Below are 12,073 nucleotides of genomic sequence, written 5' to 3'. Positions count from 1 at the left end.
TTCGTTAACTGCCCACAATGTCTACGAACAGGTGTTAACCCTAGATCCTCTAACCTTTGCGCGCCTGAAATCGCTCACGCGTCTCCCTGTTCCAGGGAGACGCGCCAATGAGCTCACCCTCGCCCTTTATCCAGACAGCCTGGTCATCGATACTGACTTCAAAATTGAAACCAATCATCGCCCGCCATTGGTTGGGATCGGGCGCAGAGAACTCGGTTTTTTCTCGCGTGATGGAGCCGCCCTGCCAGTCCATGGTCCGCTCCCCGGTTATCTCATAGTAAGCGCCAGCGCCTTGCGCAGCAGCAAACGTGTATACCTTGCGTTCCGAGCCTCGTTCAGGAATGTAGAACGTCAGTTCTCTTTCTCCACCATCGGTCCAGCGGGCTTGAATCACGAAGTCATCACTGTAGGCGTCAGCCACCAATGTCAGCCTGGTTGAATCAAACGCAACGCCTCCCACCCATCCCGCCAAGTGCCCTCTCGCCCTTCTAGACTGGTCGCTGGTTCTCATGGTGATCTCCCGGTTCATCAGCAACTGAACGACTGCTGCCCGAAGTTATAAGAGCCGGCTGCGATTCCGTCTACTGTAAGACCTGACAGGTCGCCGCCGTCGGCCTACGGCGTCGACGTACGCAGAAACCGTTTTTTTGAGTTTTATTTTGGGCGGGGGCGTCCCAGATCAGAAGCCAAAGCAAAAGCAGGGGCAGGAGATGTCCAGCATCTATGTGGCTGAACCACCGCTATCGCGAGCAAGCTCGCTCCCACATGGAGTTGCGGGTGTGTTCACAGCATCTGTACACGACACAAAAACTGTGGGAGCGAGCTTGCTCGCGATGGCGTCAGCACAGCCAACATCACCACAAACTGACCCTCCGCTTTCGCGAGCAAGCCCGCTCCCACAGGAGAAACGCGGTCCCACCCAAACCAGGTCGGCTATAAGGCCGCCTCGCGTACGCTTTTGATCGTGGGCGCCCCGTTAACCACGATGGCCGAACGCAGGCATTGCGCAGTGGGCAACCCGGCATGGATGCCGGGTTAGCCGCGCTGGGCCATGGATGGCCCTTCGCGGCGGCCCACGGAGCAATGGCTGCGTTCGGGCACACCGAGCCTAGGCGAGGTGCCGAGTGGTGGGGCATGAGCGTTTTGCTTACTTTTGCGCTTCTCAAAAGTGAGCCGCTGTAAGAGCGGAACCGCCAGTGGCCGTTACCGCAGCAACGGATATACACACGAACACAAAGCCCAAGACAAGCCTCAAAAACGGCGCCCTCCCATCTCGGAAGAAGCGCCGTCTTGTCTTAAATGAACAGCATTACCTGATGCAGGGCGTTTTAATCAGCGAGTCCAGTGCCTGAATCAAGTCTGGCTATCACCCTCATCGCCATCGTCGGCATCAGGATCATCGATCGTCGAGTCGTCGTTATCCTGATCACCAGGCACCTGCTCTTCGTTCGCGACAAACATCATCTCGCCTTGCGTTACCTGCCCACTCGAGGCGTGCTTCTCATGCTCATCGCATTCGGCCCATGCGGCGGTAGAGCCCAAGGACAACATCACCAAAACTTTCAGCAAAAACATCATGCGTAGAAGCGTGTTCATAGCCAATTCCTTCTTTTCCGGATGAAGCCGGGGCCTGACGGCGCTCAAGAAAATCTAGTTCTGAACAGGCCGGTTCACCAGATAGGACGCTTCAGAACCGCCAGAAATGCCATTGCCCTACAGATTGGTTTCGAATAAACCTTATCTCCAATCCAACTAACGCCAAAACCCAGTGTGGGAGCGAGCTTGCTCGCGATGAGGGCAGCTCATTCAACATCCAGGCAAGCTGACCCACCGCTATCGCGAACAAACTCGCTCCCACAGTGAATGGCTTATGGACGAGACCTCGGAGGCAATAAAAAACCCCGCAGATTTCGCTACGGGGTTTGGGGGTGAAGCTCAACGCTTAATGATGCTCACGCGTCGCCCGGAATTTCACATCCGGCCAGCGCTCTTCCATCAGCGCCAGGTTGACCCGGGTCGGCGCCAGGTAGGTCAGGTGACCGCCACCGTCCAAGGCGAGGTTTTCCACGGCCTTGTTGGAGAATTCCTCGAGTTTCTTCTTGTCGCCGCATTCCACCCAACGGGCGGAGTACACGGTGATCGGCTCGTAGGAGCACTCGACCTTGTATTCCTCTTTCAAGCGGCTGGCGACCACGTCGAACTGCAGCACACCGACGGCGCCGAGGATGATGTCGTTGCTGCGGGTCGGGAAGAACACCTGGGTGGCGCCCTCTTCGGCCAGTTGCTGGAGGCCCTGGCGCAGTTGCTTGGACTTGAGCGGGTCCTTCAGGCGTACGCGGCGGAACAGTTCCGGGGCGAAGTGCGGAATACCGGTGAAACCCAGGGTTTCGCCTTCGGTGAAGGTGTCGCCGATCTGGATCGTGCCGTGGTTGTGCAGGCCGATGATGTCACCGGCGAAAGCTTCTTCCAGTTGCTCGCGTTCCGAGGAGAAGAAGGTCAGGGCGTCGCCGATGCGCACGTCCTTGCCGGTGCGCACGTGGCGCATCTTCATGCCTTTTTCGTATTTGCCGGAACAGATGCGCATGAAGGCGATGCGGTCGCGGTGCTTGGGGTCCATGTTCGCCTGGATCTTGAACACGAAGCCGGCGAATTTCTCTTCCACCGGTTCCACGGTACGCTCGTTGGCGACGCGAGCCAGGGGGCGCGGGGCCCAATCGACCACGGCGTCGAGCACATGGTCCACGCCGAAGTTGCCCAGGGCCGTACCGAAGAACACCGGGGTCAGTTGGCCGTCGAGGAACTCCTGCTGGTTGAATTCGTGGCAGGCGCCCTGCACCAGCTCCAACTGCTCGACGAAACGGTCGTACTCGTCGCCCAGGTGCGCGCGGGCCTCATCGGAGTCGAGCTTCTCGATGATCTTCACCTCGGTGCGCTCATGCCCGTGACCGGCGGTGTAGACGATGATGTAGTCGTCGGCCAAGTGGTACACGCCCTTGAAATCGCGGTAGCAGCCGATCGGCCAGGTGATCGGCGCGGCCTTGATCTTCAGGACCGCTTCGATCTCGTCGAGCAGTTCGATGGGGTCGCGGATGTCACGGTCGAGTTTGTTGATGAAGCTGACAATCGGCGTGTCCCGCAGACGGCAGACGTCCATCAGCGCGATGGTCCGTGGCTCGACGCCTTTACCGCCGTCGAGGACCATCAGTGCCGAGTCCACCGCCGTCAGGGTGCGGTAGGTGTCTTCGGAGAAGTCTTCGTGGCCCGGGGTGTCGAGCAGGTTGATCATGTGATCGCGATACGGGAACTGCATGACCGACGTGGTAATGGAAATACCCCGTTGTTTTTCCATTTCCATCCAGTCGGAGGTGGCATGGCGGTCGGACTTGCGAGATTTCACCGTGCCGGCAATCGCGATCGCCTTGCCCATCAGCAAGAGCTTCTCGGTGATGGTGGTCTTACCGGCATCGGGGTGGGAAATAATGGCGAAAGTGCGGCGTTTCGCGACTTCGGCGGCCTGTTTGGTCATGGGAAATCGCCTGGCAGGTGATTCAAAAAAGGGCGGCGATTATAGCTCAACTTGAACCAGGAACCGAACCGTTGAGCACATCAAGGGTGGCCAGATACTGCCCGGCATGGGAACCTTTTGCAGCGTGGAGGCGTCCACCACCCTGTTACGGCTATTCGTCAGGGTCTGAAAAATCAGCAAGTTAGCCTGACGAGGCTGCGCTCATGGCTCGATTTACCCGCTGTTTTACCGGCATCGAAAAGAGCTGCTTCTCGCGAACGTCTTGTCCCGACAGCCAGCAATGGCCTGCCACACGGGACTGCGTGCGCCGACTGAAACAAAAAGGAGTCCGCCTGTGGCTATCCGCTATGGCAAAGGGCTTATCGGAGGTGCGGTCGTCGTCGCCCTCCTGGCCCTGTTGGTCCACTGGATCGGCATCGATACGATCCAACATTACCGCGACGACCTGCTGTTTTACCTGCAAGCGCACCTGATGCTTGTATTGGCCTCCATGCTGGCGGCCCTGCTCGTGGGGATCCCGGCAGGCATCGCCCTCAGCCGTCCCGGCATGGTCGGGCGCGCCGAACGCTTCATGCAAGTGTTCAACATCGGCAACACCGTGCCGCCCCTGGCCGTACTGGCCATCGCCCTGGGCATCCTGGGCATCGGCAGCGGGCCTGCCATCTTCGCCTTGTTCCTCGCCTCGCTGCTGCCCATCGTGCGCAACACCTATGAAGGGCTGAAAAACGTCCAGGGTTCTCTCAAGGAAGCCGCTGTCGGCATCGGCATGACGCCGCGCCAAGTGCTGTGGAAAGTCGAGTTGCCCAACGCCGTGCCCATCATCATCGGTGGCGTGCGGGTGGCGCTGGCGATCAACGTCGGCACCGCGCCACTGGCCTTTTTGATCGGTGCCAACAGCCTCGGCAGCCTGATCTTCCCCGGCATTGCCTTGAACAACCAGCCGCAGCTATTGCTCGGCGCGGCCTGCACCGCCCTGTTGGCGTTGTTGCTCGACGGCCTGGTGACACTGGCCAGCCGCCTCTGGCTGGAACGCGGCCTGCAACCGTCATAAGCCAGGCCGGATAAAGGAATCGTTATGAAGAAGTTGAGCTTGATACTGGGCTGTGTCCTGCTGTTCGCGGGATTCGCCCAAGCCGCTGAAAAACCGCTGATCCGCCTCGGCGCCCGGGTGTTCACCGAACAGACATTGCTGGCGGAAATTACCGCGCAATACCTGCGCAGCAAGGGCTACGACGCGCAGATCACCGGTGGCCTGGGCAGCAACCTGGCCCGTAGCGCCCATGAAACCGGGCAATTGGACCTGCTGTGGGAATACACCGGCGTGTCGCTGGTGGCCTACAACCACGTCACCGAGAAACTCGACAGCGCCCAGTCCTACGCCCGAGTGAAAGAACTCGACGCGAAAAAAGGCCTGGCCTGGCTGGCGCCGTCGAAATTCAGCAACACCTACGCGTTGGCCCTGCCGGAGAAAGTCGCGAAGAAATATCCGCAGATCAACAGCATCAGCCAGTTGAACACGGTGCTGCAGGCCGAAGCCGATGACCATCACCTGGTGGCCCTGGACACCGAGTTCGCCAATCGCTCCGACGGCCTGGCGGGCATGGTCGAGCAGTACGGCATGAACCTGACCCGCCAGAATATCCGGCAGATGGATGCCGGCCTGGTCTACACCGCTCTGCGCAACGGCCAAGTGTTCGCCGGGCTGGTGTACACCACCGACGGCCGGCTGAACGCGTTCAAGCTGAAGTTGCTGGAAGACGACAAGCACTACTTCCCCGACTACACCGCCGCGCCCGTGGTGCGCCAGGCCTTCCTCGATGCACATCCGCAGCTGGCCGCGCAGCTCAAGCCCCTGGCCGAGCTGTTCGATGACGCAACCATGCGCCAGCTCAACGCCCGCGTGGACGTCAACCATGAAAGCCCTTCCACCGTTGCCGCCGATTTCCTGCGCCAGCATTCCCTGCTCTCAACCCAATGACCTGGAGGAAAAGCCATGGATTTTCTTGACGCCTTTTCCCATCTGGACTGGCCGCTGGTGCTGCACCTGACCTGGCAGCACATCACCCTGGTGGGCATCGCCGTGACCCTGGCCATCGTGGTCGGCGTGCCGCTGGGCATCGTCATGACCCGCTTCCCGACGCTCGCGGGCCCGTTGCAGGCCAGCGCCACCGTATTGCTGACCATTCCGTCGATTGCGCTGTTCGGCCTGTTGCTGCCGTTCTATTCCACGTTCGGCCAGGGCCTGGGGCCGATGCCGGCGATCACCGCGGTGTTTCTCTATTCCCTGCTGCCGATCATGCGCAACACCTACCTGGCCCTGACCGGTGTCGAACCCGGCATCCGTGAAGCCGCCCGCGGCATCGGCATGACTTTCGGCCAGCGCCTGCGCATGGTCGAACTGCCCATCGCCGTGCCGGTGATCCTGGCCGGCGTACGCACCGCCGTGGTCATGAACATCGGCGTCATGACCATCGCCGCCACCATCGGTGCCGGTGGCCTGGGCGTGCTCATCCTCGCTTCAATCAGCCGCAGCGATATGTCGATGCTGATCGTCGGCGCCGTGCTGGTCAGTCTCCTGGCCATCTTCGCCGACCTGCTTCTGCAATGGCTGCAACGCTCGCTGACCCCAAAAGGACTACTGAAATGATCGAACTTCAAAACCTCAGCAAAACCTTCAAGAGCAACGGCAAGGACGTCAAGGCCGTGGACTCGGTGAACCTGATCGTCAACGAAGGCGAGATCTGCGTGTTCCTCGGGCCGTCGGGCTGTGGCAAAAGCACCACGCTGAAGATGATCAACCGCCTGATCCCGCCCACCTCGGGCAAGGTATTGATCAACGGCGAAGACACCACCGGCCTGGATGAAGTGACCCTGCGCCGCAACATCGGCTACGTGATCCAGCAGATCGGCCTGTTCCCGAACATGACCATCGAGGAAAACATCACCGTGGTCCCGCGCCTGCTGGGCTGGGACAAGCAGAAATGCCACGACCGTGCCCGCGAATTGATGAGCATGATCAAGCTCGAGCCCAAGCAGTACCTGCACCGCTACCCCCGCGAACTGTCGGGCGGCCAGCAGCAACGGATCGGCGTGATCCGTGCCTTGGCGGCCGATGCGCCGCTGTTGCTGATGGACGAACCGTTCGGCGCGGTGGACCCGATCAACCGCGAAATGATCCAGAACGAATTCTTCGAGATGCAACGGGCGCTGAACAAGACCGTGATCATGGTCAGCCACGACATCGACGAAGCCATCAAGCTGGGGGACAAGATTGCGATCTTCCGCGCCGGCAAGCTGATCCAGTTCGATCACCCGGATACCCTGCTGGCGCATCCGGCCGACGAGTTCGTCAGCAGTTTCGTCGGCCAGGACAGCACGCTCAAGCGCCTGCTGCTGGTCAAGGCCGAGGACGCGGCGGACAACGCCCCGTCGGTCAGCCCGGAGACGCCGGTGAATGAGGCGCTGGAGCTGATGGACGAACATGACCGTCGCTACATGGTGGTCACCTGCGCCGAAAATAAGGCGCTGGGCTATGTGCGCCGTCGCGACTTGTACCGCCAGACCGGCACCTGCGCGCAGTTCCTGCGTGAGTTCAACGCCACCGCGGCCTACGACGAGCACCTGCGGATCCTGCTGTCGCGCATGTACGAATTCAACCGTTCGTGGCTGCCGGTGATGGACGCCGAGCGGGTGTTCCTCGGGGAAGTGACCCAGGAATCGATCGCCGAGTACCTGAGCTCCGGACGCTCGCGCGGCGGCAAGACCAGTATTGTCTCGCCGGCCGAGACCGCGTCGGCCTGACTTCTGATAGCTCCCACACTCTGGAAGGTAGCCTGGGACCTGTGGCGAGGGAGCTTGCTCCCGCTGGGTCGCGAAGCGGCCCCAAAAAAGCGATGAGCGCTTCGCACTCAAGCGGGAGCAAGCTCCCTCGCCACAAAAGCACATTCGGCAGCCTGAAAAACCAATCCAAGGGAACATCAATCCGTCACACAGGTCGGTTACATCATGAGCTGTCGCGGGCCGCACGACGGATGTGTGCAAAAACGCGACATTTTTAGTTGATCTCAGGCCCCTCACGCCCTAAAGTTCGCGCCGAACGTCCATGCTGGAAACGATCCATCCGGCTCAAGTACTGACGACGAGACAGCAAGGCCAAGGGCACCAAACTCCAGGTCGTTTGAGAGCGTAGCGAGCGCAGGCAAGACAAGGCGGGAAGAGGCGAGGAAGCGGAGTTTACTGGTTGTAAATGAGCATTCCGAGCCTCTTCCCAACGCAGTATTGCCAAGCGTAGTAGCTCTCAAACGACCTGGATGGCCTTTTTGCTTTCGGCGGCAATGCCTTGGGAAGTAGGCGAACCAAAGTGGGGATACGGAGGACGTTCACGAGGGCTGCTTGCCCTCACACCCATTGATCCTGATGTTTGCCAGTAGGAGTCCCAAGTATGTCGATCCAGGTCGAAGATTATTTCGCGCGCGAAACCTTCCAGAAAATGAAAGCGTTCGCCGACAAGCAGGAAACCCCGTTCGTGGTGATCGACACCGCGATGATCTCCAAGGCCTATGACGACCTGCGCGCCGGTTTCGACTTTGCCAAGGTCTACTACGCCGTCAAGGCCAACCCGGCGGTCGAAATCATCGACCTGCTCAAGGACAAAGGCTCGAACTTCGACATCGCCTCGATCTACGAGCTGGATAAAGTCATGAGCCGTGGCGTTGGCCCGGACCAGATCAGCTACGGCAACACCATCAAGAAATCCCGGGACATCCGCTACTTCTACGAGAAGGGCGTGCGCCTGTATGCCACCGACTCCGAAGCCGACCTGCGCAACATCGCCAAGGCCGCGCCGGGTTCGAAAGTCTATGTGCGCATCCTCACCGAAGGCTCGACCACCGCTGACTGGCCGTTGTCGCGCAAGTTCGGCTGCCAGACCGACATGGCCATGGACCTGCTGATCCTGGCCCGCGACCTGGGCCTGGTGCCGTACGGCATTTCCTTCCACGTCGGCTCGCAACAGCGCGACATCAGCGTCTGGGACGCGGCCATTGCCAAGGTCAAGGTCATCTTCGAGCGCCTGAAAGAAGAAGACGGCATCGTCCTGAAGCTGATCAACATGGGCGGCGGCTTCCCGGCCAACTACATCACCCGCACCAACAGCCTGGAAACCTACGCCGAGGAAATCATCCGTTTCCTCAAGGAAGACTTCGGCGACGACCTGCCGGAAATCATCCTGGAGCCGGGCCGTTCGTTGATCGCCAACGCCGGCATCCTGGTCAGCGAAGTGGTGCTGGTGGCGCGTAAGTCCCGTACCGCCGTCGAGCGTTGGGTGTACACGGACGTGGGCAAGTTCTCCGGTCTGATCGAAACCATGGACGAAGCCATCAAGTTCCCGATCTGGACCGAGAAGAAAGGCGAGATGGAAGAAGTGGTCATCGCCGGCCCTACCTGCGACAGCGCCGACATCATGTACGAGAACTACAAGTACGGCTTGCCGCTGAACCTGGCCATCGGTGACCGTCTGTACTGGCTGTCGACCGGTGCCTACACCACCAGCTACAGCGCCGTGGAATTCAACGGTTTCCCGCCCCTGAAGTCGTTCTACGTGTGATGCGTTTGGGGAGTTGAACTTCCATAGCTCTGGTCCCGTTGCGTAATAAAAAACGGCGCTTTTTTCAGAAATGGAAAGCGCCGTTTTTTCTTGATGGGACCGCGTTTCCCCTGTGGGAGCGAGCTTGCTCGCGAAGGCGGTTTCACAATCAATGAAGATGTTGAATTGCCGGCCTCTTCGCGAGCAAGCTCGCTCCCACAGGATTTTGTCGCGCACATCATCACTGATCGGCACCGGGCAAAAGCCCCGCTCATGCAAATGATCGGGGCTTTTTGTTGTGTTTATGAATGCTTCTCGATAACACACGGCATAATGCACGCCGTGATGAACAGTAATGAGTGAAGGCGGGTGACGTGTTGAAGAAAACCCTGTTCCAGTTGCACTGGTTTTTCGGCATCAGTGCCGGACTGGTCCTGGCGTTTATGGGCATTACCGGTGCGATGGTGTCGTTCCAGGACGAGATCCTGCGGGCGTTGAACCCGCAGGTGCTGACGGTCGAAAAACAACCGGCCGGTGTCCTGCCGCCCGCCGAGCTGGTGGAGCAGATCGAAGCCACCTCCGGCAAGACCGTCGCCATGCTCTGGGTCGAGACCGACAGCGGCAACGCTGCGCGGGTAATCTTCGCCGCCCCACCGGGGGAAAAACGCGGGGCCATGCGCTATTTCAATCCCTACAACGCTCAGTTCATGGGCGATGTGGTGGGCCAGGACTTCTTCGGTCTGACGCTCAAGCTGCACCGCATCCTGGCCCTGGACGAGGTGGGCCGGCAGATCACCGGTGCCTGCACGCTGATCCTGGTGTTTTTCTGCTTGTCCGGGCTGTACCTGCGCTGGCCGCGCCAATGGAAAAGCTGGCGCGCCTGGCTGACCCTCGATTGGGCGAAAAAAGGTCGCAGCTTCAATTGGGATCTGCATTCGGTCGCCGGCACCTGGTGCCTGATGTTCTATCTGTTGGCGGCGCTGACCGGGCTGACCTGGTCCTACGAGTGGTACAACAAAGGCTTCACCCGCCTGCTTTCCGATTCACCCAAGGAGGAGCGGGTACGCAATCGCGGCCCGGCGCCGAGCGGCCCGCCGCCCGTGGCTGATTACCGGGCGATGTGGAGCAGCATCTACAGCGCCGCCGGCCCGGGGTTGATCTCCTATAACGTGCGCATGCCGCCGGTGGCCGGGCAACCCGCCACGGTGTTTTACATGCTCAAGGGCTCGCCTCACGACCGGGCGCTGAACCAGCTCATCCTCGACCCGGTCACTGGCGTCGTCAGCCAGCACAGCCGCTACAGCGACAAGAGCCTCAAGGCGCAATTGCTGACCAGCGTCTATGCCCTGCATGTCGGCAGTTACTTCGGCTTGGTCGGGCGGATCCTGGTCACGGTCGCCGCGCTGGCCATGCCCCTGTTCTTCATCACCGGCTGGTTGCTGTACCTGGACCGGCGCCGCAAGAAGCGCCAGGTCCAGCAGGCCCGCCAGGTACTCGCCGGCAACCCGAGCGATGCGCCGGCCTGGCTGATCGGCTTCGCCAGCCAGAGCGGTTTCGCCGAACAGTTGGCGTGGCAGACCGCCGGCCAGCTCCAGGCCGCCGGCCTGCCGGTGAAGGTCCAGCCCCTGGCCGGCGTCAGCGAGCACGACCTGAGCAACTCCACCCACGCCTTGTTTGTCGTCAGCACCTTTGGCGACGGCGAAGGCCCCGACAGCGCCCGGGGCTTCGAGCGCAAGGTGCTGGGCCGCGCCCTGAGCCTGGAGCGCCTGCAGTATGCGGTGCTGGGCCTGGGCGACCGGCAGTATGAAAACTTCTGCGGCTTCGCCCGGCGCCTGCATGCCTGGCTGGCGGAGCACGGCGGCAAGACCCTGTTCGCTCCGGTGGAAGTCGACAGTGGCGACCCTTACGCCTTGCGTCACTGGCAACAACAACTGGCCGAGTTGACCGGACAGGCGCCAGTGGACATCTGGCAAGCGCCGAGCTTCGAGCACTGGACACTCAGCCAGCGCACCCTGCTCAACCCCGACAGCAGCGGATCGGGCGTGTACTTGCTGGGCCTCACGGCGCCCGGCCCGAGCAGTTGGCTGGCCGGTGACCTGGTGGAGGTCCTGCCGCGCAATGACCTGTCGGCCATCGAACATTTTCTCGATGGCCTCGGCCTCTCCGGCAATGCTCGCGTGCACGTCGACGGCTTGCCCCAGAGCCTCAACCAGGCCCTGGCCACCCGGCACCTGCCGGAAAACCGCGTCCATCTGGTCGGCCTGCACGCCCAGGCATTGTTGGATGCGCTGGCACCGCTGGCGATGCGCGAATATTCCATTGCCTCGATCCCGGCCGACGGCGTGCTGGAACTGATCGTGCGCCAGGAACGTCATGCCGACGGCAGCCTGGGCGTCGGTTCCGGCTGGCTCACCGAACACGCACCGCTGGGCAGCGCCATCAGCCTGCGGGTACGCCGCAACAGTGGTTTCCATCTGCCGCCCCAAGGCGTGCCAATGATCCTGCTGGGCAACGGCACCGGCCTGGCCGGCCTGCGCAGTCTGCTCAAGGCACGCGTGGCCGAGGGCATGCAGCGCAACTGGCTGCTGTTTGGCGAACGCAACCGCGAACACGATTTCCACTGCCGCGACGAGTTGCAGGAATGGGTGACCTCCGGCGATCTGGAACGCCTGGACCTGGCTTTTTCCCGGGACCAGGAAAAGAAAATCTACGTCCAGGACCGCCTGCTGGAATCGGCCGCGCTGCTCAAGCAATGGATGGCCGATGGCGCGGTGATCTATGTCTGCGGCAGCTTGCAAGGTATGGCGTCAGGGGTGGATCACGTGCTCAACCTAGTGCTGGGCCGCGAGGAAGTGGAACGGCTGATCGAGTTGGGACGGTATCGGCGGGATGTCTACTGACCGTCCCTGTTCTAGAGAACACATTTCTCCTGTGGGAGCGGGCTTGCTCGCGAAGACGGTGTG

Annotated in this window: 9 protein-coding genes; 6 read left to right on the top strand and 3 right to left on the bottom strand. The window is 60.9% G+C overall.

The annotated features are described in order from the left end of the window. Positions 1–49: 49 nt before the first annotated feature. The 3 genes from CD58_RS04195 to CD58_RS04185 form a co-directional block, all read right to left on the bottom strand. Complete coding sequence (locus CD58_RS04195) at positions 50–421, bottom strand: hypothetical protein (protein WP_144238511.1); 372 nt, start codon at positions 419–421, stop codon at positions 50–52. Positions 422–1,353: 932 nt separating this feature from the next. Then, the gene (locus CD58_RS04190) at positions 1,354–1,596 is read right to left on the bottom strand and encodes a hypothetical protein (RefSeq protein ID WP_025211814.1); all 243 of its coding nucleotides are present in this window, start codon (positions 1,594–1,596) and stop codon (positions 1,354–1,356) included. A gap of 346 nt (positions 1,597–1,942) precedes the next feature. Next, positions 1,943–3,526, bottom strand: a complete 1,584-nt coding sequence (locus CD58_RS04185; RefSeq protein ID WP_025211813.1) for a peptide chain release factor 3 — start codon at positions 3,524–3,526, stop codon at positions 1,943–1,945. Positions 3,527–3,860: 334 nt separating this feature from the next. On the opposite strand from CD58_RS04185, the gene CD58_RS04180 reads away from it, so the two are divergent. The 6 genes from CD58_RS04180 (at position 3,861) to CD58_RS04155 (ending at position 12,010) form a co-directional block, all read left to right on the top strand. Beyond that, positions 3,861–4,577 carry an ABC transporter permease gene (locus tag CD58_RS04180; RefSeq protein ID WP_025211812.1) on the top strand — a complete coding sequence of 239 codons (717 nt, stop codon included), beginning with the start codon at positions 3,861–3,863 and terminating at the stop codon, positions 4,575–4,577. Between the two features lie 24 nt (positions 4,578–4,601). After that, positions 4,602–5,504, top strand: coding sequence for a glycine betaine ABC transporter substrate-binding protein (locus CD58_RS04175; RefSeq protein WP_025211811.1), 903 nt, complete (start codon positions 4,602–4,604; stop codon positions 5,502–5,504). Positions 5,505–5,519: 15 nt separating this feature from the next. Then, complete coding sequence (locus CD58_RS04170; RefSeq protein WP_025211810.1) at positions 5,520–6,173, top strand: ABC transporter permease; 654 nt, start codon at positions 5,520–5,522, stop codon at positions 6,171–6,173. Beyond that, a complete protein-coding gene (locus CD58_RS04165) occupies positions 6,170–7,327 on the top strand; it encodes a betaine/proline/choline family ABC transporter ATP-binding protein (protein ID WP_025211809.1) in 1,158 nt (385 codons plus the stop codon). Before CD58_RS04170 ends, CD58_RS04165 begins: the two co-directional genes overlap by 4 nt. Before the next feature lie 640 nt (positions 7,328–7,967). Further along, positions 7,968–9,131, top strand: a complete 1,164-nt coding sequence (locus tag CD58_RS04160) for a type III PLP-dependent enzyme (RefSeq protein ID WP_025211808.1) — start codon at positions 7,968–7,970, stop codon at positions 9,129–9,131. A 353-nt stretch (positions 9,132–9,484) separates the two neighbouring features. Then, positions 9,485–12,010, top strand: coding sequence for a sulfite reductase flavoprotein subunit alpha (locus CD58_RS04155; protein WP_025211807.1), 2,526 nt, complete (start codon positions 9,485–9,487; stop codon positions 12,008–12,010). The last annotated feature ends 63 nt before the right edge of the window (positions 12,011–12,073 follow it).

The organism is Pseudomonas brassicacearum, from assembly GCF_000585995.1.
Classification (GTDB): Bacteria; Pseudomonadota; Gammaproteobacteria; order Pseudomonadales; family Pseudomonadaceae; genus Aquipseudomonas; species Aquipseudomonas brassicacearum_A.
Note: the sequence above shows the minus strand (reverse complement) of the source record. Positions and strands in the feature narration are given on the sequence as shown.

Excerpts from the sequence above, each read along its gene's own strand:
- CD58_RS04190 (WP_025211814.1), bottom strand. The coding sequence starts at position 1,596 with ATGAACACGCTTCTACGCATGATGTTTTTGCTGAAAGTTTTGGTGATG.
- CD58_RS04185 (WP_025211813.1), bottom strand. The coding sequence starts at position 3,526 with ATGACCAAACAGGCCGCCGAAGTCGCGAAACGCCGCACTTTCGCCATT.
- CD58_RS04175 (WP_025211811.1), top strand. The coding sequence starts at position 4,602 with ATGAAGAAGTTGAGCTTGATACTGGGCTGTGTCCTGCTGTTCGCGGGA.
- CD58_RS04170 (WP_025211810.1), top strand. The coding sequence starts at position 5,520 with ATGGATTTTCTTGACGCCTTTTCCCATCTGGACTGGCCGCTGGTGCTG.
- CD58_RS04165 (WP_025211809.1), top strand. The coding sequence starts at position 6,170 with ATGATCGAACTTCAAAACCTCAGCAAAACCTTCAAGAGCAACGGCAAG.
- CD58_RS04160 (WP_025211808.1), top strand. The coding sequence starts at position 7,968 with ATGTCGATCCAGGTCGAAGATTATTTCGCGCGCGAAACCTTCCAGAAA.